24 protein-coding genes and 2 pseudogenes are annotated in these 23,394 nt (G+C 58.4%); 10 read left to right on the top strand and 16 right to left on the bottom strand.

Annotation, left to right across the window (positions count from 1 at the left end; translation table 11 throughout):
• The first annotated feature begins 5 nt into the window (after positions 1-5).
• Entirely contained in the window at positions 6-161 is a 156-nt protein-coding gene (locus FJW03_RS03530; RefSeq protein ID WP_181173172.1) for a hypothetical protein, read from the top strand.
• A 29-nt stretch (positions 162-190) separates the two neighbouring features.
• Here the strand turns inward: FJW03_RS03530 and FJW03_RS03525 are convergent, their stop codons facing one another.
• The 4 genes from FJW03_RS03525 to FJW03_RS03510 form a co-directional block, all read right to left on the bottom strand.
• Positions 191-1,000, bottom strand: a complete 810-nt coding sequence (locus FJW03_RS03525) for a hypothetical protein (protein ID WP_140761496.1) — start codon at positions 998-1,000, stop codon at positions 191-193.
• Positions 1,001-1,300: 300 nt separating this feature from the next.
• Positions 1,301-1,474, bottom strand: coding sequence for a hypothetical protein (locus FJW03_RS03520; RefSeq protein WP_181173174.1), 174 nt, complete (start codon positions 1,472-1,474; stop codon positions 1,301-1,303).
• A 130-nt stretch (positions 1,475-1,604) separates the two neighbouring features.
• On the bottom strand, positions 1,605-2,702 hold the full coding sequence (locus FJW03_RS03515; RefSeq protein ID WP_140767530.1) for an IS630 family transposase: 1,098 nt from the start codon (positions 2,700-2,702) through the stop codon (positions 1,605-1,607).
• 179 nt (positions 2,703-2,881) lie between these two features.
• On the bottom strand, positions 2,882-3,133 hold the full coding sequence (locus FJW03_RS03510; protein ID WP_140760812.1) for a hypothetical protein: 252 nt from the start codon (positions 3,131-3,133) through the stop codon (positions 2,882-2,884).
• Positions 3,134-3,447: 314 nt separating this feature from the next.
• Between FJW03_RS03510 and FJW03_RS03505 the strand changes: the two genes are divergently transcribed.
• On the top strand, positions 3,448-4,215 hold the full coding sequence (locus FJW03_RS03505; RefSeq protein ID WP_140760810.1) for a hypothetical protein: 768 nt from the start codon (positions 3,448-3,450) through the stop codon (positions 4,213-4,215).
• 113 nt (positions 4,216-4,328) lie between these two features.
• On the opposite strand, the gene FJW03_RS03500 is transcribed toward FJW03_RS03505, so the two are convergent.
• From FJW03_RS03500 to FJW03_RS03475, 6 genes are all read right to left on the bottom strand, one after another.
• Positions 4,329-5,363: a hypothetical protein gene (locus FJW03_RS03500; protein ID WP_140760809.1), complete on the bottom strand. Its 1,035-nt coding sequence runs from the start codon at positions 5,361-5,363 to the stop codon at positions 4,329-4,331.
• Positions 5,364-5,450: 87 nt separating this feature from the next.
• Positions 5,451-5,753: a hypothetical protein gene (locus tag FJW03_RS03495; protein ID WP_140760806.1), complete on the bottom strand. Its 303-nt coding sequence runs from the start codon at positions 5,751-5,753 to the stop codon at positions 5,451-5,453.
• 87 nt (positions 5,754-5,840) lie between these two features.
• Positions 5,841-6,374 carry a hypothetical protein gene (locus FJW03_RS03490; RefSeq protein WP_140760804.1) on the bottom strand — a complete coding sequence of 178 codons (534 nt, stop codon included), beginning with the start codon at positions 6,372-6,374 and terminating at the stop codon, positions 5,841-5,843.
• Entirely contained in the window at positions 6,371-7,414 is a 1,044-nt protein-coding gene (locus FJW03_RS03485; RefSeq protein WP_140760802.1) for a hypothetical protein, read from the bottom strand. The genes FJW03_RS03490 and FJW03_RS03485 overlap by 4 nt, the downstream gene beginning before the upstream one ends.
• Positions 7,411-7,668 (bottom strand): hypothetical protein, encoded by a 258-nt coding sequence (locus tag FJW03_RS03480; RefSeq protein WP_140760800.1) that lies wholly within the window; start codon positions 7,666-7,668, stop codon positions 7,411-7,413. The genes FJW03_RS03485 and FJW03_RS03480 overlap by 4 nt, the downstream gene beginning before the upstream one ends.
• On the bottom strand, positions 7,668-7,910 hold the full coding sequence (locus FJW03_RS03475) for a hypothetical protein (RefSeq protein ID WP_140760798.1): 243 nt from the start codon (positions 7,908-7,910) through the stop codon (positions 7,668-7,670). The genes FJW03_RS03480 and FJW03_RS03475 overlap by 1 nt, the downstream gene beginning before the upstream one ends.
• 149 nt (positions 7,911-8,059) lie before the next feature.
• On the opposite strand from FJW03_RS03475, the gene FJW03_RS03470 reads away from it, so the two are divergent.
• The 4 genes from FJW03_RS03470 (at position 8,060) to FJW03_RS03455 (ending at position 11,774) form a co-directional block, all read left to right on the top strand.
• Entirely contained in the window at positions 8,060-8,509 is a 450-nt protein-coding gene (locus FJW03_RS03470) for a hypothetical protein (protein ID WP_140760796.1), read from the top strand.
• A 177-nt stretch (positions 8,510-8,686) separates the two neighbouring features.
• Entirely contained in the window at positions 8,687-10,507 is a 1,821-nt protein-coding gene (locus FJW03_RS03465; protein WP_140760794.1) for a hypothetical protein, read from the top strand.
• Positions 10,508-10,902: 395 nt separating this feature from the next.
• A complete protein-coding gene (locus FJW03_RS03460; protein WP_140760792.1) occupies positions 10,903-11,148 on the top strand; it encodes a hypothetical protein in 246 nt (81 codons plus the stop codon).
• A gap of 65 nt (positions 11,149-11,213) precedes the next feature.
• On the top strand, positions 11,214-11,774 hold the full coding sequence (locus FJW03_RS03455) for a hypothetical protein (RefSeq protein ID WP_140760789.1): 561 nt from the start codon (positions 11,214-11,216) through the stop codon (positions 11,772-11,774).
• A gap of 327 nt (positions 11,775-12,101) precedes the next feature.
• On the opposite strand, the gene FJW03_RS03450 is transcribed toward FJW03_RS03455, so the two are convergent.
• Positions 12,102-13,397: a tyrosine-type recombinase/integrase gene (locus tag FJW03_RS03450; RefSeq protein WP_140760787.1), complete on the bottom strand. Its 1,296-nt coding sequence runs from the start codon at positions 13,395-13,397 to the stop codon at positions 12,102-12,104.
• 321 nt (positions 13,398-13,718) lie between these two features.
• On the opposite strand from FJW03_RS03450, the pseudogene FJW03_RS03445 reads away from it, so the two are divergent.
• Positions 13,719-13,959: pseudogene (locus FJW03_RS03445) on the top strand (hypothetical protein).
• 58 nt (positions 13,960-14,017) lie between these two features.
• On the opposite strand, the gene FJW03_RS03440 reads toward FJW03_RS03445, so the two are convergent.
• On the bottom strand, positions 14,018-15,118 hold the full coding sequence (locus tag FJW03_RS03440; protein WP_226890575.1) for an autotransporter domain-containing protein: 1,101 nt from the start codon (positions 15,116-15,118) through the stop codon (positions 14,018-14,020).
• Between the two features lie 426 nt (positions 15,119-15,544).
• Between FJW03_RS03440 and FJW03_RS03435 the strand changes: the two genes are divergently transcribed.
• Together FJW03_RS03435 and FJW03_RS03430 are read left to right on the top strand one after the other, a co-directional pair.
• Positions 15,545-16,987, top strand: coding sequence for a caspase family protein (locus FJW03_RS03435; RefSeq protein WP_140760783.1), 1,443 nt, complete (start codon positions 15,545-15,547; stop codon positions 16,985-16,987).
• Between the two features lie 234 nt (positions 16,988-17,221).
• Complete coding sequence (locus tag FJW03_RS03430; RefSeq protein ID WP_226890574.1) at positions 17,222-18,331, top strand: glycoside hydrolase family 25 protein; 1,110 nt, start codon at positions 17,222-17,224, stop codon at positions 18,329-18,331.
• Between the two features lie 15 nt (positions 18,332-18,346).
• On the opposite strand, the gene purD is transcribed toward FJW03_RS03430, so the two are convergent.
• Both purD and FJW03_RS03420 read right to left on the bottom strand, forming a co-directional pair.
• Positions 18,347-19,624, bottom strand: coding sequence for a phosphoribosylamine--glycine ligase (gene purD / locus FJW03_RS03425; RefSeq protein WP_140760779.1), 1,278 nt, complete (start codon positions 19,622-19,624; stop codon positions 18,347-18,349).
• Between the two features lie 157 nt (positions 19,625-19,781).
• Positions 19,782-19,949 (bottom strand): annotated as a pseudogene (locus tag FJW03_RS03420) (phytanoyl-CoA dioxygenase); the annotation flags it as partial.
• A 37-nt stretch (positions 19,950-19,986) separates the two neighbouring features.
• Here FJW03_RS03420 and ubiA point away from each other — a divergent pair.
• Positions 19,987-20,970 carry a 4-hydroxybenzoate octaprenyltransferase gene (gene ubiA / locus FJW03_RS03415; protein WP_181165675.1) on the top strand — a complete coding sequence of 328 codons (984 nt, stop codon included), beginning with the start codon at positions 19,987-19,989 and terminating at the stop codon, positions 20,968-20,970.
• 242 nt (positions 20,971-21,212) lie between these two features.
• On the opposite strand, the gene FJW03_RS03410 is transcribed toward ubiA, so the two are convergent.
• The gene (locus FJW03_RS03410; RefSeq protein WP_140611076.1) at positions 21,213-21,779 is read right to left on the bottom strand and encodes a DUF6101 family protein; all 567 of its coding nucleotides are present in this window, start codon (positions 21,777-21,779) and stop codon (positions 21,213-21,215) included.
• 184 nt (positions 21,780-21,963) lie between these two features.
• The gene (locus FJW03_RS03405; RefSeq protein ID WP_140760777.1) at positions 21,964-23,394 is read right to left on the bottom strand and encodes an FAD-binding oxidoreductase; all 1,431 of its coding nucleotides are present in this window, start codon (positions 23,392-23,394) and stop codon (positions 21,964-21,966) included.

Here is a 23,394-nt window from a genome sequence, read left to right as displayed (position 1 = left end):
GATGCATGAAAATCACAATCGCCCTTCTCGCACTGGTGGCCTACCTCGCCATCGCTGACATTACCTACGACATTGCCCGACATCACCAGTTCGAGCAGCCTGTTGCCATCGGCACGGCTGTCGCTTGGCCGGTGTTCTGGGTGTTCATGGCCGGAAATTAAGGGGGTCGCAACGAGGAAGCGTACCCCGCCTAACCGCCCGGGATACCAAATCCAATCAAGCCTGCGATTCCGGCCTGCTTAGCCAGTGCGGCCCACCCGTATATCTCGATGAGAAATCGACCGTTGTCGGTCACATCCCTAGCCACCCCGACCTTGTCAGAAATAGCTTTGAGGGTGTCGAGCGTCTTTTTAACGACGGCTGCAGCTGGCGGGTTGGTCTGCGTAGCGTCCGGAAAGCCACGTTCGAGCGCCATGTACGCGCCAATTACGTCCCGAAGCGACTCTACCGTGTAGCCCCAGCCAAGCCACTGTAGCCGGTCAAGCCGCGTCCTGCACCGCTGTAATCCCTCCATGAGAGCCTGGCGCAGGAAGTCTTGTTCGTTCAGCTGGATATCCTGCAGCCAGGTCAGCAGGGAATCCACGAGACCCACGATCTCTTTGGCTTCTGCTTCGTCCAGTTTCGGGTACCAAATCTTCGTCCGCACCTGACCCGATAGGGCGTTGATGGCGGCGGCGTGCGGACCTTTCAGAATGGCCAAGCCGCCGCCCTTGACGTTCCAAGCCGTTATCAATGCGTTGCGGCTAAATGCGGACTTGATGGATTTGATATGGCCGCGGATCTCTTCCCGCTGGTCCTCGTCCAACTCTAGCTCGTCCAGCACCCGGAGAAGCAATTCCAGACGCTCTGCGATTGAGAAGATCACCTCATAAAAATCGCGAGACCATTGCTCCACTCCAATGGTTGTAGCGATGTGCTTATCACCCGGCTGGTCAGAAGACCCTCCCAGCTTTCTACAGATATCTGCAATCTCACGCGCGGGATCGGTTTTGGACACCATTCTGCATGCACCTGAGAGTTGCTTGGTTGTTTCGACGGCAACATGTCTACCGTTAGGACGACCGAAAGCGCAATAGAACCCCACGCAGCTTGCGTTGCTGTTCACAGCCGCCATAGACTCGTCCTCTCACAGGAGGCGGCCAGTCGACTTGACCTCGGCCCAAGTGTGTTGAGCGTAAAGCGCTGCCTGACCGTTCTCCTGCGCCCAAAATGGCAGGGGCACTTTCTTCGCCCATGTCGCATGTGTAAGTCCCTCCGGAGGCGGCGGCATGGGTGGAGGCGGTGGCGGAAGTTTGGCGGACTACTTTTTCAGCAGCAAGAGCGCTTCACGCACGAGCGACGGCAGACTGCCTATGCCGAGCAAGTCGATAAGCTCGCGGGCCTGTGAATGGGTGATGCCGGTTTTGTTCACAAGCCAGTTGACGTGCTGTTCCTTGGCAGTCTGAAGCTCGCGGTCGCCGCCCTCGCTGGACATGGCTTTCCTCCCGTTGGGCGAAAGCACGATATCGTCTCTTTCAAGCATCCGCTGCCAGGTTATGCGCGGGCGACCGGATAATCATACGCCCTAACCAGAACCATGACTAGGATGCTCGTCACACTACGCCCTAGTCACCTGAATCTGAAGTTCGGTTCATTGTCTTCTGGCAGAAGCGCTTGACCGACGCGAGGATTTGGTCGGCGGATTTGACCCATTTGTATGGGGTCGGGTTCTCGTTGTGGGTTTCGATGAAGGCGTCGATATCAGCTTCCAGTTCTGCGGTGGAACGGTGTACGCCGCGCTGCAACTGCTTTCGCGTCAGCTCTGCGAACCACCGCTCGACCTGATTGATCCAGGATGCCGACGTTGGCGTGAAGTGAACATGCCAGTGTGGACGGCGCGCGAGCCAAGCCTTGATCCTCGGCGTCTTGTGGGTCGCATAGTTGTCCATCACCAGATGCACGTCCGGGCCATTGGGCATTTCGGTGTCGATCCGCTTCAGGAAGTCGAGGAATTCGGTGGCCCGGTGACGCTTGTAGCAATGACCTATCACCGCCCCAGTGGCAACATCGAGCGCGGCGAACAGAGAAGTCGTGCCGTTGCGAACATAAGTATGAGTACGCCGTTCGGCGACGCCCGGTGCCATAGGCAGAACCGGCTGCTCGCGATCCAATGCCTGGATTTGCGATTTCTCATCCACGCATAGCACGATCGCCCGGTCCGGTGGTGACATATAGAGGCCGACGATGTCCTGCACCTTATCAACGAAGAGCGGATCGGAGGAAAGCTTGAATGTCTCGGTACGATGCGGCTGCAGGCCAAACGCGGTCCAGATCCGACGGATGGTGGTATGAGAAAGGCCGCGGTCGGCTGCCATCGAACGGATGGACCAGTGCGTGGCATCCTTGGGAGTGGTGTTCAACGTACGCTCGACGACCTGAGCAACCTGGGCATCGGAGACAGTTCGCGGTCGACCGGTACGATATTCATCTGTCAGCCCTTCAATACCATCCTGTACGAACCGACGGCGCCACTTGCCAACCGTGTGCTCGTGAACACCCAGGCGTTCGGCAACGTCTTTGCTTTGCAAACCCTGCGCGCACAGCAAGACCATCCGGCATCGATCCGACAAGGAGCGCGGCGCCTTATGCCGGCGCACCTGAGATTCGAGGAAACCTCTATCCGCGTCGCTTAGAACGACAAGGTCCGCCTGCCTGCCAGCCATGAATCAAACTCCTGCTCTTGTGACAGAAGCCAAACAAAATGAAGCTTACTTTTGTTCCAGGGGACTAGGGCGCGCAATCATCGATAGGGGTACGCGTGTAGGGTCAGGGTCGCCGAACGCGTTTACTGACGCTGTGCGGGCGGAATGCGATAGGTTCGGGAGCGCCCGTCGCTAATACGTCAATACGGTATCGAGCTCTCTTCCTCGACAGGCGGCGGCGAATAGCTCGAACCGTCATAGAGCAGCTTGATATCGATCACGTCGCCGTCGATGCGGCTGAGCTTGTCGAAGATCGTCTCGATCGTCTGCTCTCCGGTAAACGTAAAGGACCGATCTTCAAAGAAGGTCAGCCACAGTTCGCTCCCGTCGTGGTGACTTTCGCCGTTCGATTCTCTGCGGCGCACTTTGGCGACGACGACATAACGGTCCATTCAATTCCCTCCCGGTTGCTACAGCATCGGTAGCACAGCAAGCAAAATGTCGGTAGCGGATGGGCAATATTGAACCTCAATCATGCACCGAGAACACTCCCCTGCCCGCTGTATGTGCGAGTGCGGGTATATCGCGACGACGATGCGACCTGCACAAACGAAAACGGGCACCCGAAGGCGCATCAGTTTGCACGCGCAGCGGTGCTCGGGCACACTTGCGAACACGCGGGATGCGACAAGGATGCAGGCTGGGGTTTTGCGAGACCTAGGTTCTGCTACGATCATCGCGGAAAAGTTGAGGGGGAACGTTTCTTATGAGCGACTTGCCTGAAGTCCCAACACTCCCAACCCCGCAGCTTCCGCTACCCCCCAGTGAGATTAGCTTCCGAAATCATGTCGAGCAGGAGTGGGAGAGAATAATCCGATTTTGGAAGAATGGCTGGGCCGATGAGTCAAGACTGTCGAACTTGGAGAGCTTGATAGAATTCGAAAGAGTCAAAATATTTGACAACAAAATGCCAGATTCAAGGCCGTTCGATTGGGGAACGGATTGGATTCAGGCGAAGCATGTTCACGATTTCAACGTCGATGTGGTGAAGAACAGGAAACAGCATGTCGATGACGTTAAAAAGATGTGGTTCGAATGGACCGAACGAAGCTACACCTACTTCTCAGACGTGAGCCTTGAAGCTCTCAAATCGATGGTCTTGATTGATGGTGCGGCTATTATCGCTGCCCTGACTGTTCTTTCGGGGCAAATCGCCCAGCCTTGGCATGCTGCCGTACTCGTCGCGAAGCTGACCGTCTTCACGTCGGTTGTCAGCTTGTTGATGATGGGCATTGGGCATTCGGTACTGTTTTTGCGAATGGACGAGTTGGTTAGCCGAGTGCGTTCTGTGCTAATAGGGCACACCAAACACAACAAGCTTTATGCTATACCGAGGTATCTCAAGCGATATGGCCACCCGGCGACGCAGCTGGCGAATTTACTGATCTTCGGTTCGATCGCAGTATTTGGCATTAGTGCATTTTTCTCGGCTTTAATATTGCTACTCGCGGCGGGTCCTTCCGCGCTCCCTTAGTTCACCTCCCGAAAGTCCTTGAGCGAGGTATGCACAGCTTGTCTTCACCCTTGAGAAACTTCACCCGTCCAACAAGGCTGGGCCTCAGCCATTCGGACGCTATGATGCGCTCGTTAATGTTGATTAATCCAATCCTCGACAGCGTCGATAAGTTCCTTGCTGGCTCCTATGGCGTTGCGTATTAACTTAGCGACGTTCTCTCCGTCCAGTAGAATAGGCTTACCAAGTTCACCCTTAGGAACGTCCAGGCGTCGCAACTTGGCTACATATTCTTCGTCTGCAAAACCAGCTCTGTGGATCATAACGTTCCTAACAGCGCTCAATTCATCTAGCGCCTTGTTCCCCAGCGCCTTATCAATACGGCCAGCTTTTTCGCTGAAAGCTGTGGCGTATGCCTCTCTGATAGACGAGAGCCTAGTGAATTCGAAACGACGCTGCTCGCGAAAAATTGAACCCATACTAGAACGTAGATCGAACCGATGTTTTTCAACTAGAGCCAATGGAACTGATTTTAACTCTCGTTCGATTTTCGCGCTGGTCTGTTCAGATATACCCTTCGCGGAATACGGCTTTATGCGCGCGGCGCTTCCCTTTAACGATGAAAGAATTTCTGGGTGCGTGTTTAACGCGGCCTCCCAAAGATCGCCTAGCATGGTCTCAATTGCCGTCCAGGTCCCCGTCGTATGAGCAACTAACATATTTAGGAATCCGTAGGCACCAGTTGCCGTATCAGTAAGTCCATCCAGGGCTTTGGCTGCGCTGAAATGAAACTCACCCGCCTCTTCATCCCAATCAGGTTGACCCATTCGAGCCAATTTTTCTGTATTGAGGGCGCCGAGCATTTCCAACCGACGGGCCGTTATTCTGAGCCTCATATCTGAGGGGATTGAGATCTCGTCTCGCACCAAGCTGCCCGTTAATTCGAACTCGGCAATGTCATTTGCCCTTTGAGTAAGAGCCATTCCTCCGGCTATTGAAGTCGGAAGCAACATAAGAAATCGAATACGGGCAACATTGGCTCGGAAGGCTTCGCAGACGGGCACTAAACTCGGCAAAGTTGGAAGCGGTAGCTCCCAATTTTCATGGGCCAGCTTCGTAATCTCTTTCATTTTCAGATCGCGAACAGGGAAGTTCGGAATTGATGCCATTTCGTTGCCCTAAGAAGCTCAGTCACGATCTTCCGGCAATATCACTCAACCGTACGTATTGGGAATTGATTTCCTTGTTGCACAGATTTATGCGCCTGCCGCCCTGTCGCGCTCGAGCGTGATGCAGGCGAGCATGAGCAAGCGTGCTTGCAGAACCAGTTCGCGGTCGAGGTCGGGGATAAGTTCGAGGACTTCGTGCCAAAGCTTCATTGGTTCCTCAATACAGGAACCATCGCTGCAGTCGAAGTTGGTGATCATGCGAACCGTTCGCCCCAATTGCCAGGCGGCAAGGTCGCGGTCGTGTTGGTCGTCGGTGACATCGATCTCGGGACCGAAAAAGTCGGTGTTGCTGAACATGCTATTGCAGGCCGCTGCAGGCGTTGCCGTCATGGATGTATCCATTTGATTTTGTGAAGGTTTTCAATGTATTGCGTTGCCGATATTGCTGTCAATGGGGCGTGATTTGCCACACGGGGTTTATCGCGTTTCTCGTACCGCCGTAATCGAGCGGGTTATGGTTTCGGTTATGACTGTACGCCCCTGGGGCATGTGATTGCTCGGCGCATGTGGCACATGTGGCACATCTATCGGGGTCGGCAGGACAGGGCTCGGCAGGAACCAGATTCCGTTCACCGCCCGGTAATTCGTGATGACGGTGGTCCGCCCAACAGTCGTTATCTGAACCTCAAGAGGGATTCCGTACAGTTTATCGACGTGCCCCGGCACAGGAACCGCGCAGGCATGAACTAGGCACGACAGGCGTTGGTATTCTTCTTCCTGCACCCACTCATCCTGATGATGGGTGAACATGTGATCAGCAAAGGTCACACCGGCATTATCGCCGAGGATCACAAGGAACTTGAAAGCGATATATGGGTCGAAGTTTTGCGGTTTAATTTTCTCGGCGCCGGTGACCACCACCCTATAAATGCCGGTGCTCAGACGACCGTATGGTTTGCGGGGAAGCGTCGCCCAAAACGGGATGGGCGGCTTTAACGAGATATCGCTCATTGGTTGGGTTCCTTTGGTTGAGGATTGAAGTCGAGCGCCCCTGTACGTGCTTGCCACACGCCGTTGACGCATTCGAACTTTGAGAGGTATGCGTCGTTCTTGGCGCGCGCCTTCGCGAGCATCACGCCGAACTGATCTTCGGTACGGGCGTATCGGTCGGCGCCGTTCGCTGCACGCCCGGCGAACTTCAATCGCTTCGACGCGAACAGTATGCGGTGCACCTGCTCAGGATCGCCCGTGACCTTGTCGAGATCGAGCACAAGCCGAAACGTGTCGCCCGACCAGTTGCTAGGCGTTTCGCCGTCGAGCATCCGGCGACTTGAAGCATTCAGCGCATCGATCACCTGGGCGTCGCTGAGATCGAGGCGGCGACCGTGTTCTTCACATACATGGGCAGTTGTGCCCTCAGTCTTCGCAACCGGGCGTATCAGGTCGATCGATAGGGCATAGGCGATAAGTTCGTTCAGCGCGGATTGCGCATTCGGTATGGACGCACTCGATCGCGGGTGCAGGTCGCCCGTCATATGCACGTGACCATCGCGGTAAATGTGGCCGTACTGGCGAATTGCATACTTCGCTTCCGGCGTTTGACCGAAGACGAGGATATGCAGTCCCTTTCCCGACGATGAACGCTCGATCCAGGCGCCGCACTCGATCGCCCATTTGAGCAGGCGATTGATCTGCACGTTTGCGGCGTCAATAGCGCGTTGCCGGTCCTCGCCGTCGAGGGAACCAAATGCACGCTCGGGATTGTCGAGGTCGATGACCGTCAATCCTGTGCCGTTGACAACGAAGGTAGGGCCGATCGCGTCGCCCCGCGGTGCCGTTCGCAGTTGATCGTATGTCGCCCACGACGTCGGATCGTTGATCGAGAACCGCACGCCGCTCGCCGACCTGGGCGCCTTGTCGCCGAGGTAGAATCCCCAATGCGGGAACGAGCGCAGTTGAGCAGGCATCGCGTCAATGCGCCCCTGTACGCGCTGGTCGCGCACCGCTGCATCATGCGCAGCCTGTTGAGCGAGGGCGTGCGGATCGGTCATCGCGCCAACCAATCGTGATTGAATAGGTCGACAGGATAGCCGTACTTCTCGGTCGCGATCTCGGGGATGCGATCGCGACGAATGCTATCATCCATCGGTATAAGTTCGGCGCGGATTTGCGCAAGCAGAACGACATGCTCGCGCTTGTCTCGGAGCGGATTGTGCGCTGACATTGCTTCGACTTGCGTCCAGAATATCTGGTTGTCGCGATACATGTGTACTATGTCATTGTACGCTGTCATGTTGGTCGCCATCAGTTCGTCCTCTCATTGATCTGCACGGGGCGACCGATGACGCGCCCTTCCCTGAGCATGACGCGGTAAAGCGAACCGTCGTCGGTGCGCACGTCGATGGTGTTTATTGGCATTGGGATCGAGCGCTGAAAAGCGTTGGCGGATTCTCGAGGGTGCAGGACCATCATAGCAACACCATCAAAGTAACTAGTGCGACGGTAAATAAAATATCGACCAAATACCGTCTTATAATTCGAATGCATTATATCTTCCTCTGGGTTACGTCGAACATTTGCGATCGAATTATTTGCGGTCGGCAATGAAAACGCCTGTTGTGTTTGCCGCGTAATCACGATACGTGTATTTCAAACGACATGTCAACACGAATGTTTCAAAATTGCGAGGTATACTTATGGATGCGACCCCACCATTCAATCCTATAGTTGAAAGCGGGTGTGAATACATCAAGCGTGGCAAATCTCCGAATGAGATCAAGTTGCGCATGGGGTTCACGTTTCGCGAGTTCACGAGCGCTCGGCGACGTGAGATCGCCGCAAAACTTGGCGTCTCTGTGCAGACGTTGACGGACTTCGCCACGAACCCATTCGTTCGCGAATATCAGCCGAGTACCGTTCGCGGCCTACTCGCCGAACTGTGCGAGGATATGGACCCGGCGTTGATCGGCCTGCCGCATCAAACGCCTGAGCAAGCGGCGCTCGCGCCCGACACCAAAACCTACGGTTGGACGATCGTCGGTGATGTCGCGTATGAGTATGAACTTCCTGGCGGGAAATTGACGGGGCGAAGCGGTCCCGTTAAAAAGGATCCGAACTGCAACAGCGTCGCCTGCCGCGCGCTGTGACACCGCAGTCCCGCCTGAGCAATTCCCGCCTGAGCAATTCGCGACACCCGATAACGCGTAATCCCTCGGAAAACAAAAACCCCGCCGACTGCGACTAACAGCGACGGGGTCAAGTTGGGAATATATAATGCTTGACGAACATATGTCAGCGCGCAACTCACGTCAAGGGGTTGTGTCATGAATACTCAGAATTCCGTCGAAATAGTTGCCCTTCTTCGATCGCTTATTGACGAACAACAGATGAGCGAAGCGGATGCAATTATGCGAGCTGTCGAAACCTGTGGACTTACAGCATTGCAAGTCGTCGAATATTGGCAGGCACATACTGCCGCGCAGCACGCTGTTGAAGCGACAAGAATACCTGTCGAATACAAGAAAACCGAACACGCTGTTAGTGTTGACCGGTATCTCGATGCATTGAGGACAGTTAAGGATCGCGTGACGATCTTTGCCACTGACGGGCGATTGGTTGATCTAGCGGATCACAAGTATCGGGCGAAAGTTTGGGTTCGGGATGATGCGGGTACGAAAATTGCAGTCGAGAAAGAACATACGATTTTCGGCACGTCGCCTCTGACAATAACCGCGCTTGACGACGTGATATCGCGACATATCGAGTCGACGCAGTATGACGGCAAAGCAAAGAAACCAGTCGAGGTTGGCGTGCCGCCCAAGGTTGCGCCGACCATCATCGGTCGATCGACCAGCGCACATTCGTTCCGGCGCCTCAATGGCGTGATCGGATGCCCATCGCTGCGCCCTGACGGTTCGCTGATGGTACGACAAGGACATGACATCGACACAGGTTATTACCTCGCTTGTGATGTCAGCGCATTGTGCGAGATTGAGACCCATCACAAGATGATGCTCGACAATCCGGATGAAGGTCAGGCGCGGGCGATGCTTCGCCACGTTCGCCAATTGCTGGGCGGGTTCCCGTTTCACGATGCCGGCGAGGACGAAAGCACAGGAATAACGCGCCGCCTGTATGAGGTCGATCCTGACAAGGTCACGTTGTCTGAAAGCGTTGCGCTCGCAGGACTGATGACAAGCGTGTGTCGCTCGATGTTTGACGTGGTGCCTGGGTTCTGCATCAGTGCAAACGGGTACGGCATCGGCAAAACGTTCCTGAGCGAAATATTCGGATTCGTTGTGACAGGGCGCCAATTGCCGTCATACTTCTGGTCAACGAATAACGAGGAGAACGACAAGCTGCTGGCGACCTTATTGCTGCAGGGCATCGCGTTCGGCATCCTCGACAACATCAACGGTCGGTTGATGAATACCCTCCTGGCACAGTGGTTATCATCACCCCGCCCTGAACCGCGTCAACTCGGTTCGAACACAACCATTCAGGTACGCCAGTGGGCGACGCTGTTCATGAACGGTGTCAACCTCGCGCCTTCCGACGACCTCGAACGCCGCCTCTTGTACTGCGACATGATGACGGATACCGAGCGTCCGCAGGACCGAACATTCAAGTTCAACCCTATGACCTCGGTGCAGCAAAATCGCGGTCAATACCTGCTCGCCGTGTTGACGATCATGCGGTGGCACATGACCACAGGCGGACAGTTGCCGTCGCATATTCGTCCACTCGCCGGGTTCGAAGATTGGTCGCACGCCGTCGTTGGCGCGCTTGTACGTCTTGGTTGCCCGAACCCGATCAAGTCTCAGGCGCGCATTCGAGACAAAAGCGCCTCGGCGAATGCCGATGTCTCATTGTTCAAGGCGATACGCGAAGCATTCAAGGAAAAGGGTGCGACAACGACCGAGTTGCGAGCACACGCAGTCGCACATACAGGGGGCGAGTTGTTTACGGCGCTGATGGCGCTTGGTTGGGACAAAGGCGTGTTGCCGTCGGTCATGTCGATCGGAAAACATTTGGGCAATAAGGCGAACATGATCACCGGCGGATTGAAACTATGCTGTCATAAGAATCGAGTGAACCAACAAGAATGGCGTGTTGAAGTAGTCGATGCGATCAAAGATGCATAGGGTGCATAGGATAAACGCAAGTGTGCTTTTGGTGTTGTGCATAGGGTTGCATAGGTTGAAGGGAGGTTTTCCCCTCGACCCCCAAATTATTGCAATGCGATTTTCACGCGTAAAGGATGACGAATACCCTATGCATCCTATGCAAACGCCCTCAACCCCTTGCGCACCAAGGGTTTCGCCCGCATAGGGTACCAATTTTTATCCTATGCATACCCTCTGCAAAGCGCCCACAACCTATGCAGATCATCGATTTGGCATCAAAAACGTGCGTGTTCCTCGAGTTTGTCCGCCAAATCGTCGCAAATCGGGCATGCGCCGCCCTCCCCTGTACGTGAGTGACAGCTACCGTCAGTCGTTCCCCCGTGCTACCGATGCGCCAACCGTGGAGGGATTCAATGAGCCGTTGTGTCGTCATCGCCAAAGTGCTTCGCCGCGAGCCAAAGGGCACAAGCAGCATCGACCATAGCGAACTGTGGACCACCTTCTTTGAGGAACAGGCGTACACGTTTACCGATGACCAGCCGATCTCGGCGATCTTCGAACGGATAAATCGAATCCGCAGCGACGTGGTTGAGATCAGGCTGGCGGATGATGGAACGAATTATCCGATGAGGGATGAGCAGGGCAATCTGGTCTACTAGCGCGCCGTTATCCGATAGCGTTGACAGGGTGTGTGGTACAGTTCGGCGAAGGGGAGAATCGCTGAATGACCGACAAGTCGCAGGGATCGCGAAAACAACTCAGAAAGCTCTCGGGGAAAATTCCATCTCCTAGCGAGATCGAAGAGATCATGAATGAGTTGCACAAGTTCCCTGATATCGCCGTTTCGATCACGGGCGCAGCGATACTCGATGCAGCGCTCGAACAACTGATAATCTCAAAGCTGAAAAGCAAGGGATCGACGCTGCTCGATCAGCTTTTTCAGAACCGCGGGCCGCTGTCGGACTTCGGATCGAAGATTGTGATCTGTCATGCGTTCGGCCTGATAACGTCGCCGATGGCCGAAGAACTCCAAGCGATCAAAGCCATCCGTAACACGTTCGCTCACGCTAAAGTGCTTCTGACGTTCGATAACGAGATCATCGGCAAAGAGATCAGCGCCATGATGATGAGCGGCGTCCTGCGCAGCCAGACACCGCTGGCCGGCTTCGAAAGCAACCGATCATGCTACATGGCCGCAGTCCGGGTTACGCTAGTGATGTGCCTGCTATTGGCCGAGATTGATGAAGATCCTAACACAGCCATGGAGAATGCGTTGAAGAACTAATCGACACGGCACGCGACTAGTCGCCCGCAGCGTCCGCCGCCTCACGAGCCCGGCGATGCATCTCAGCGACCCATTCCGGCGATCCTTCGACCATACCATCAGCGCGCCCTTGCAGCGCCAGCACGTCCTCACGCCGATACCTGGGGCGGCCTGCCGACGACCATTCGACGCGCTTCAATCGGTAATGTTGCCGAAGCTGCCAAAAGCGCGTTCGACCGATCCCGAGCAGGGCAGCGCCTTCATTGGCGTTGACGGTGGCGGATTCCTGTCCTTTTGTGGGGCTATTCGTGGGGGCGCTCATTTCGCTGCAACCTTATGCTTATGAATTTATTGGACATTATCCGCTTGATTGACGTTTTTCGTCGGAACGCCATCAACCAAGCGCCAGTCTTCGATCGCCAAACGACCGTCGATGAAGTCGGCCCAATACTGCAGCGCCACGCGCCGCTTAGCGAGGCCCGACGACCGGCGATAAGATGCAACCGTGCGGTCGCCGACACGATGGCTCAACACTTCCTCGGCCGTCTCATACGGGACGTCGGTAACATCACCCAGGAAATCGCGAAGCGATGAGCGAAAGCCGTGGACGGTCACGCCCTCAGGTGTCAGGTGAACGAATGCACCGTGCGACATGCCGCGAACCGCGCCGCGCGCCCCCCTCACTGACGCGTGTGGCGCGGTCGTTGTGTCGGGTGATGTCGTGATACCCCTTGACGCAACCGCGCGCCCTCCGACACGCCTGCCGGCACTGGATTGCGGGAACACGAAGTCGCCATCCGTAAGCGCCCGCTGGTCGCGGATGATCGTCAACGCTCGGTCCGTAAGCGGTACAGTGTGCAGGCGGTTCGCTTTCATGCGCCCGGCTGGGATCGTCCATACCGCCGTACCAAGGTCGACCTCGCTGAAGCGCATTTGCGTTGCCTCGGTCTTGCGAACGCCGGTTAGGATGATGAACTCGAGACAGCGAGCGGCCTTGGCGCCCTGCGAAACCTTGGCGCGCAAGCCATGTACGAATGCGGGCACGTCCTCATACTGCATAGCGGCGTTGTGTTTATGCTTGTGGTCGAGCGTCGTGATGCGACCCATGATGCGAGCCACGGCAGGGTTCCCCTCGCGCAAGCCCTTGGCGACGGCGGTATCAAAGACACGCCGAATGACCGAAAGGATGAAGCGCTTTTGCGGCACGCGATCATCGAAGGGTTTGAGCACGACGCGAATATCCTCGACCGTGATCCCCTTGACCGCAAGGGACGCGATCGAACTGCATGCCTTGATAGCGTTGTCCCATTTGATCTTCTCGCGCTCGACGTGACGCCACTTCGCCTTGAGCACCGCGAACGTCTCATTGGCAACATCGCTGAACGTGACGCCTGTCGCTCGATCCGCTTTGCGCGCTTCAATCGGATCGACGCCACTAGCGACTTGATCGCGACACTCGCCGGCCAAACCCCTCGCGGCGGCAAGCGACATCGCACCGAAACCCATCTCACGACGACGACCGCCGAATGTGTAAAGGAACGCCCACGTCGCCCCATTCCAGTACAGGCCCCCGCCGTCGCTCAAACGACCTGGCCCTTTGAACGCCTTAACTTCGCGATCCGATAAAAGATTGATGCCTCGCATCTATGACCCCTTGAAAATCGTGGGCCGATATCTCGACCCCACAATCGACCCCACAAAATGAAGATGCACAATGACGGGCGCTGATGAACACAGGATCATATTATGTGAACACTCGCGAACACTCAAGCCAGATAGCACAACAAAATCAATGGTCCAAAATGCACGTTCGCGAACACTGATGAACGCTCAATGCTACGGATCCAATTTTTTACGTAAACGTCAAACTTTGTCACGCGGATTTTGCAATCGCGCTGGCCTAAATTCCGTCGAAGCCGGATCAAGTCGACCGGCGAGACCACAACCAGCCGACCGGAACATCTCATGCTCGCCAGACCCGACGCTTACCGCTGCATCGAATGCGGCCTGCCCTATCGCGCACCGGGTCTGGTACCATGAGGGCAGGCGGGAACATGGTGCGGCCTACGGGTCGGATCGCGGCATATTGTGCTCGCCGCAACGCTCGTTGGCCCACCACCACAAGCGCGCCGCCGAACGCACGCTGCAGCAGGAGCCCGCGTCCGACCCGATTGAATTTCCGCCGGGTCCGGCGCTAGCCAGATAATCGTCCGCCAAGCATCTTGCGTTGCCGGCCACGGAAATGACCATCCTGTCGTCTATGTTCAGAAGGCGATCTTTACGCCCAGCTTGCCACTGACGGTCGAGCTGTCTTGGGACCACTTGCCCCGAATCTCACTGCTGACGGTGGTCGATTGGGACATTTTCAGATTGAAGCCTGCCGACACCGCCGCCGAGAAGTACGCATCTTCGAAGTTACTCTCGATACCGGATACGCTCGCGGTGTTTGAATAGCCGAAGCGCTGCTGCAGATCGGCTCGCGCGTAAGGGCTGATCACCATACCGTTCCCGAGTTGATAATCGGCATAAACTCCAGGTTCGAACTTGATTGCGCCAAATGACAGGCGGCTTTTTCCGTACGAAACGCCAGAGCTGTCCGTGTATTCGTCGCCGGTGAAACTAACACCAAGCAATCCACCACGCAGATCGAACCGCACCCGATCGGTCAAGTTGAAGATGTGGCCGATCGACCCCGTTACGGCGTAGCCTTGTGTGTCATACGTGCCGGAGCCGAGGCCTGTGCTTTCGACATCGGTGTTGCCGAGGAACGCCGATGCAGCCACAAGCATATAGCTGGTGCCGCGACGATAGAGCCCATAACCGCCGAACATACCGCTTCTGTTGGTGGCTTCGCCGTTAGGAGGAAAGAAACCGAGCGCATTGGCGTCTACCTTGGCCGATGCATAACCGCCAAACAGACCCAAGTTTAGTCCGTGCTCATTGTCGAAACCGAAATGCTTTGCAGCGTTGAAGTCCACGCTGACCGCAGCGGAAAATTCGTCAACGTCGAAGTCCGGTCCGGTGGTCACGATCGGTCCCCGTGAAATCGTGAAGCCGTCGTGCTCCGTGTGCGCCAACTGGCCGGAAGCGAAGACGCCGAACGGCGTCGACAGAGCTTGCGGGGGCCCGTTCGCAAGGCCGACATCTGACTCGATTGCGTCATCGACAACACCCAGAAGCGCATCGAGGGACGTGTCGACAACCGCGCCGTTGGCTATGCCGTTGAGATAGCACTGCCCTGACAGAACAGTTCCCTCACCAACGAAAATGCAGGCGGCTGCCTTCGAAGGCAGGAGGACGAACATAGCACCGATCGAGAGCGCAATCGCGTTGACCGGGTCAAAATACCATTTCCTTGCTATCATTGTCATTTCCCCTCTTTGTTACAAGTAAGACAATAATAATCAGGGATGCAATTCGCCGACGATATTCAAAATATCCGTCCGGCTTCAGCGTGCGCGCTCAGCATACTGCGATCGCACTATGACGATTATGACAGGTTACGCCCTGGGAAGATATGGTTTCGCATCGAATCGGCTTCCGCATGCCGGCGCGGCTGGGGTCCTTGCCAAGCGAGCCTTTTGAAGCACGTGTAAGACGATGGTTCGCGCCGCCCCGCTCGGCCGATCAAACGCGGTCGCGAGACCCTCGCCCTTTCTTTGAGGCGGTTTGTGGTGTAAAATTCAGTGGTCTTCGGAGATATGGGTTTCCGCCGTCCGAGGGGACGGCGCATCAGCCGGACGGACACTTCGACGGCGCGAACGTTGTCGCAGCTGAAACGAGCCCGTGACATGACCTACAGTTTCTTCCGGCACTTTGCTGCGGTTCTGCTGGTCGTGTTTTTCGGCTCGATGGGTGCCCAAGCCGCGGTCGAGGAAGTGCTTGCGTCAAAGCCAAGCAAGCGGCTTGCCATCGTCATTGGCAATTCGCATTACCGAAGCACCCGCCTTCAACATTTGACCAATGCGGTAAACGACGCCACACAACTCTCCGAAAGTCTGAAAAGGCTGAATTTCGACGTGCTGACGGGGCTCGATCTTTCGTCGGACGGGTTTGCCAAGCTCTTTGACAGGGCCGACAGCAAACTCGCAACCGCCAGCGCTGTGGTGATCTTCTACGCCGGTCACGGCGTTCAGTTGCAGAGAGAGAACTATCTCCTGCCTGTCGATACACCCGATCCCGTAACCCTGGAAAAACTGACCGCGGGCGCGATCAGGCTAAACGACGTGATCGCAAAATTTTCCAACCGGGAGAGGCAGACATTTATTTTTCTTGACGCTTGCCGGAACAACCCGGTCGGCAAAGGCGCCAGCATCATGGATGGCCTTGCCCAGGTCGAAGTGGGCGAAAACACGTTTGTTGCCTTCGCGACCCAGCCAGGCAACATCACGGCCGATGGCTCGGGGGACAACAGCCCCTTTACCACAGCCCTGTTGAGGAACGTGGAGATTCCCGGGCTCAGCATCTCGGATATGATGATCCGCGTTCGCAACGAGACCGAGGCACTCACCGCAGGTCGTCAGGTTCCATGGGACCAGTCGAACCTTCGTGAGCAGTTCTATTTCACCGAGCAACAAGAGCTCGACCCGGCTCAGTTGAGCGCTAGCCTGTCTCGCATTCTCTCGGATCCGGCCGCCAAGAAAAAACTGCAGGTCGAGCTTGCTTCCAACGACCTACAGACCGCCGTGCTTATCGTGGGACAAACATTGCGATCGGCCGAAATTTCAGTCCCGCCCGGCGCTTCGCCGGAACCGGGAGGTACGCAGCTTGCCAGCCTTGAAGGAGCCCGGCAAAGCGTGGTTTCCGGTCTTGAAACATTGATCGTCGGCACATCGGCAGGTGAGCCGGGCCCTGCGAAAGCGACCGACCTCGCACGCAACATCCAGACGGAATTGCGCCGCTTGGGCTGCTATCGCATGACAGCCGATGGGGATTGGGGCAAGCACTCGGTCCAAGCTCTCAACAACTACTATAAGAACACCAAGCGGGCCGCGTCGGCGACCGAGCCAACGGTTGAACTTCTGGGCGATCTCTTCTTGCACTCCGGCCGTGTCTGCAAAGATCCGGTCATCGTGAAGGTCAAGCCGGCGAAGGTCGCGTCGGACGCCGCTCCGCTGCGCAAAAAGGGAGCGGCGAGCCGAAAGACCTCCACGCCCTCGCGTTCGCCATCGTCGCGTCCCGCCGCCCCCCCTCCCGACATCAGTGGCGGAATTGGTATTGGCGGTGTGTTCTAACCTGGCACGGGGTGTTCCCAGCATCGAGAAGCATTCCTTAACCATGACGGTTCAGGATTTGCCTTTGATCAACGGGGATTCCCTGTTTTGAAATTGCCAAGGCGTTTCCATCGCCGTTCAAAGAGCGCTGTGCCAACGCTCGTCAAACTCTTTTTCCCTGGGGATGCCGCTTCTCTAAAACCTCTGTATATTTTCTGGCGACACGCACTGACGGCTCTGGCTTTTGCGGCGACCGTGGCGTTGTCGACAGCGGCAAAGGGTTCGGACTTCTCCGAGCCGTGGAAGAACGCCGACCGCGCGCTGGTCGTCGACGCCTACGAATACAATTCCATCGACTGGGCACAACTTGCCACCGACAAGCGCATCGTCGCCTTCATCAACAAGGCTTCCGACGGCATGCCGCCGCCCTATTTCTGCTCCGGCGGCGATACCGAGGTGAAGCTGTGCAAAGCGTTGTGGAAACGCCACGCGGTGACACGCGAACTGTTCCAGACGCGCAGGGTCGTCGCCAAGGCGCTCGGACTGAAATGGGGTGCCTATCACCTCGCCCGCCCCGGCAATCCGGTCGAGCAGGCCAACAATTTCCTCGATTTCGCCGATCCTGCGCCCGACGATCTCATGGCTCTCGACCTCGAAGGCAACGATCCCTCGCAATGGATGTCGCTCGACGATGCCGAGGAATTTGTGCGCCAGGTGCATCGGCGGGTTGGACGATTCCCGATGCTCTACACCAACGGCAAGACCGCCCAGTTCATCGCCGACAACCACTACAAATACCGGCTCCTGTCGCGGCTGCCACTCTGGTACGCGCGCTACAAGCCTGACATCGACGTGCATTTCCCGATGGGCAACTGGCGGGGCTACGCGCTCTGGCAGTTCTCGTCGCAGGCCAATTGCGGCCGCTTCCGTTGCCCCTACAGGGTTGCCGGCACGCCCGACAACATCGACGTCAACGTCGTGCCGACGGATGCCGTCACATTGCGCCAGCAATGGCCCTTCGGCGGGCTGATCGACGTGCCGTCCGACTATCTTGCCAGCGTGCCGGTGCCGCTCTCGAGGGAAGCGGCGTTGGCCGGCAAGGCCACCATCATTTATGCCGATGTGGCGACGCCGCCGACATTGGAGGAAATGGTCGCGGTGCTCGGCTCGCGCTGGTCAAAATTCCGCGACGGGTTCCGCATGCCTGTCGTGAAGACGGTGCCGCGACGGTCAGGCTTCGGCATCGTCCAATATGTCGCCTGGAAGCGGACCGGACAGCGCTCGCCCGCGCAACTAGACGCCGCGTTTGCCACCGCCGACCCGGTCAGCACCGCTTCGACCGAGCTCGATCACGGCCAGCAGTAACCTGTCATCTGGACGTCAGCCCGCCCGCTCGCGCGCCACCGCCTGCCAGCCGATATCGCGGCGGCAGAATCCATCCGGCCAGTCGATCCGGTCGAGCGCGGCATAAGCCCGCCTCTGCGCCTCGCCGACCGTGGCGCCGGTCGCCGTGACATTGAGGACGCGGCCGCCATTGGCAACCAGCGCACCGCCGTTGATTGCCGTACCGGCATGGAACATCTGGACGCCTTCGCCCGCGGCGTCCTCGACACCGCGGATGACGGAGCCTTTTTCCGGCGTACCGGGATAGCCCCTCGCCGCCATCACCACGGTGAGCGCCGCCTCGTCACGCCAGCGCACCGACATATGCGCAAGCTGGCCGTCGGTTGCGGCGTTGAGCAGCACCAGCAGATCGTCCTTCAGCCGCATCATCAGCACCTGGCATTCCGGATCGCCGAAGCGGGTGTTGTATTCGATCAGCTTCGGCCCGTTATCCGTGATCATCAGGCCGGCGAAGAGAATGCCGGTGAAGGGCGCGCCGAGTTCCGCCATGCCGCGCATGGTCGGCTCGATGATTTCGCGCATGGTGCGCTCCACCATCTCCGGCGTCATCACCGGGGCCGGCGAATAGGCGCCCATGCCGCCGGTGTTAGGACCGACGTCGCCATCGCCGACGCGCTTGTGATCCTGCGCGGTGCCGAAGGGCAACGCAGTGGTGCCGTCGCAAAGGCAGAAGAAGCTCGCTTCCTCGCCGGTCATGAATTCCTCGATCACCACCTCGGCGCCGGCTGCGCCGAAGGAACCCTCGAAACAGGCATCGAGGGCCGCCCGCGCCTCGTCCAGCGTCATGGCGACAGTGACCCCCTTGCCGGCGGCCAGCCCGTCGGCCTTGATGACGATCGGCGCGCCAGTCTTTTCGACATAGGCCTTGGCGGAGGCGAGATCGCTGAAACGGCCATAGGAGGCGGTCGGGATGTTATATCGGGCGCAGAGATCCTTGGTAAAACCCTTCGAGCCTTCCAGCCGTGCGGCGGCCTTCGAAGGCCCGAAGACGCGGATATTTTCGGCGCGCAGATCGTCCGCGATGCCGGCGACAAGCGGCCCTTCCGGCCCGACCACGACAAGGTCGATGTTCTTGTCCTTGCAGAAAGCGGCAATGGCGGCGTGGTCCGCAATGTCCAGCTTCACCAGTTCGGCCTCACTGCCGATGCCCGGATTGCCGGGGGCCGCATAGAGCTTGGCCAGCAGAGGCGACGCGGCAATCTTCCAGGCGAGCGCATGTTCGCGGCCGCCGGAGCCGAGAAGAAGAACGTTCATGGCCACCTCTTGATACCGACTGTTCCAAGAGAACCCGCTATTGCTCTCTGGACGACGGGTCAAGACATCCGGGCGCTTTGCCGGGATTTGCGCACGGGAACGTTACCCCCGCCGACAACCGGTGGCGGGCAACGCCGCCGATCTTCTGGCGCTCGCTTCAGCCGGGAAAGACGACCGGAAACCAGTCCTCGCGCAGTTTTTGGCCTGGCTGCATGCCGTGGCCATAATAGGGCGGCGACATGCGGCCCGGCCGCTCGACATAATGAGCATCGTCGCCGACCCAGCGCAGCGACAGCGCCCGGCGGCGTGCCGCGGTCAGGTTGCCGCTTGACGGTTTCTGCGGCTGCTGCCACTCCATAGACATGGAACCTATCCAGTCGAAAGCGGCCCAGGGCCGTGTCGCCGATGCACCGAACGGCCATTGGGTCTACCGGGTGCTGCCGCGCCAAGTTTGGCCCTATGCGCAGCTTGCGCGATGGGACAGGCCGATCGGCTGGCAGCTGCTCTTATGGCCGTGCTGGTGGTCGGCGGCGCTGGCGGCCAGCGCCTATCCGCGGCCTGGCGACCCGCTGCTCTCGCTGCTGCCCGCGCCATTGTATCTCGTGCTGTTCCTGGTCGGCGCCATCGCGATGCGCGGCGCCGGCTGCACCTATAACGACATCGTCGACGAGGGTATCGACAACCAGGTCGAACGCACCCGTTCGCGCCCGTTACCATCGGGCCAGACCACCCGCCGGCGGGCCTGGCTGTTTCTCGTGCTGCAGGCCCTGGTCGGCCTTGCCGTGCTCGTCCAGTTCAACAGCTTCGCCATCCTGCTCGGCGTCTGTTCGTTGGCCATCGTCGCCGTCTATCCATTCATGAAGCGGATAACCAACTGGCCGCAATTGTTTCTCGGCCTTGCCTTTTCCTGGGGCGCGCTGATGGGATGGGCGGTCGAGTTCGGCGATCTCGATGGACCCGCCATCATGCTCTATATCGGCTCGATCCTGTGGGTGATCGGCTACGACACGATCTATGCGCACCAGGACAAGGAAGACGACGCCATTGTCGGCGTGCGCTCGACGGCGCGGTTGTTCGGCGACAACACCAAAGCGTGGCTGGCGGGGCTCTACGGCGGCACGCTGATCTGCTTCGCCGTCGCCTTCGCGTCGGCGCAGGCACCGGTGGTGGCGCTGGCCGGGCTGATCGCCGCCGGCGCCCATATGGCCCGGCAGATCGCGGTCCTGGACATCAACGATCCGGACCAGTGCCTGCGGCTGTTCCGGTCCAACAACCAGGTCGGCTGGCTGATCTTCCTCGGCCTGATCGGCGGCGCGCTATGGGTGGCGCTCAAGCCGCTGGTCTAGCGGCTTCTGCCTTCTCCCCGTCACTATACGGGGAGAAGGTGGCGGCAGCCGGATGAGGGGCAGCGCCAACCTTGGAGCAAAATGAATTTAGCAGCGATATAGGGCGTCCGTCAGATCAGGTTTTGAGGTGGACAACGCCAAGTCAGCGCCGCCCCTCATCGCCCTGCCGGGCACTTCTCCCCGTATAGTGACGGGGAGAAGGAGACTGTCATTGATGGTTTCGCCAACTGTGCAAGGCGAAGTTACTCCCGAGAAATGATCTCCTGGCCGTCGATGACCAGCCTGAGGCCAAGGTCGCCCGCCCTGCGGCGGGCGAGGAAGCGCGGGCGGCGCGTGTTGGAAACGCGACCCTTGCGGCGATCCTGCGGCGGCAGCGTCTTGATGGCGGCGCCGAGCGATTCTTCCAGGGTGCGGGCCACGCCGTCCGATTCGATCAAGAGCATCGGCAGGCGGTAGGCATCGGCCCAGGCGCGCCAGTCGGCCGCGACATCGTCGAGGTCGTCGGCCACCAGCAGCGGCACCGACAACATCGGATCGTTGTGCAGGAGTTCCAGGGTCACCGTGACATTGCCATCCGGATCCTCCATCGCGCGGGCGGCCACGCCGCGGAACGCGTTGGCAGGCAGAGCGATGATCGCCGGCACGCCGCTCATCTCGAGCATGCGGCGGATCACGGCGCCACGATGGTCGATGGTGAACGTCACGTCGCCATAGTCATCGCGCGTCGCGTAGCTGACCACCTGCGGCAGTCGGAATGGGTCGAGGCGCATGTTGCGTCCCGCCCAGACTGGCTTCAGTCCAGTGTTCATAGAGTGCCTTCCTGTCTGTCTCCTGAGAGCCGGTGTCCGGTTCTCTCCGGGCCAGTTTTCCCGGCCTCGTTATGGGGAAACAGTAGCGTGGGCTCCTTACCGCCGCGCTTAAGAAAGTCGGTTAAATTTTGCTGATCTCAGGGATGGTTATCGGAATGCCACCGACCACAAGATGTTGAAAGGATCAGATAACCTTACCGGGATTCATGATACCGGCCGGATCGAAGGCCGCCTTTACCCGGCGCATCAGATCGATCGCCACCGGCGGCGCGGTGGCGATCAGTTCGTCGCGCTTCAACTGGCCGATGCCGTGCTCGGCCGAGATCGAACCGTGCAGGCTGCGCACGACGTCATGCACTGTCTTGTTCATGGGATGGTAGAGGGCGAGAAACGCCTCGTCGTCGCCATCGATGGGCCGCGAGATGTTATAGTGGAGATTGCCGTCGCCCATATGGCCGAAGCAGACGACGCGGGCACCGGCACTCACCGACGCCACCGCGCCGGCGGCCGCCTCGATGAAGCGCGGGATGGACGCGATCGGCACGGAGATGTCGTGCTTGATCGAGGCGCCTTCCGGCTTCTGCGCTTCAGGCAGCAGCTCGCGGAAATTCCAGAAGGCGTCGCCTTGCCCAAGGCTCGCCGCGATGACGGCATCACCGACGAAGTCCTGATCGAGGCCCGCCGAGAGCACATCCTCGATCAACGCCCGCGCATCTTCCGGCGAGCGGCCCGATGAAATCTGCATCAGCACATACCATGGCCAATCCTCCATCAGCGGCCGCGTCACACCCTGTACATGCGCCAGCGTGAAGTCGTATGGCCGCTTGCCGATCAGTTCGAAAGCGGTGAGCGCGGCCCCGGCGCGGTCCATGGCCAGGCTGAACAGGGAAAGCGCTGCTTGCGGCGACGACAGGCCGACGAACGCGACCTCGCGTCCCTTCGGCTTGGGAAACAGTTTAAGCACGGCGGCGGTGATGACACCGAGCGTGCCTTCGGCGCCGACGAACAGGTTCTTCAGGTCGTAGCCGGTGTTGTCCTTCTTGAGCTTGCGCAAATCGTCGAACACCTCGCCGGTCGGCAGCACCACCTCGACGCCGAGGCAGAGTTCGCGCGCATTGCCATAGGCAAGCACGCCGGTGCCGCCGGCGTTGGAAGAGAGGTTGCCGCCGATCTGGCAGGAGCCCTGCGCGGCTAGCGACAGCGGAAACAGCCTGTCGGCGGCATCCGCCGCCTCCTGCAATGTCTGCAGGATGACACCGGCCTCGACCGTCACGGTGTTGGACAGGACATCGATCTCGCGGATGCGGTTCAACCGCGATAGCGACAGGATGACCTCGCGGCCGGAGCTGTCCGGCACCTGGGCGCCGACCAGCCCGGTGTTGCCGCTTTGCGGCACGATGGGCGTTCCTGTCTCGGTCGCCAGCCGCATGATCCGGCTGACCTCGTCGACGCTGCCCGGCCGCAGCACAAGCGCCGTCGCGCCATGCCAGAGCCCGCGCCGCTCGATGAGATAAGGCGCGATGTCCTGCTGGTCGCGCAGCGCATATTTGGCACCGACGATCGCCGCGAAGCGATCGATGAGAGCGGGATCAAGTGTCTTTGCGGTTTCGGTCAT

It is taken from the genome of Mesorhizobium sp. B4-1-4 (assembly GCF_006439395.2).
In the GTDB taxonomy this organism is placed as follows: domain Bacteria; phylum Pseudomonadota; class Alphaproteobacteria; order Rhizobiales; family Rhizobiaceae; genus Mesorhizobium.
The sequence above is the reverse complement of the archived record's forward strand: the minus strand, read 5'-3'. Positions and strand labels throughout refer to the sequence as shown.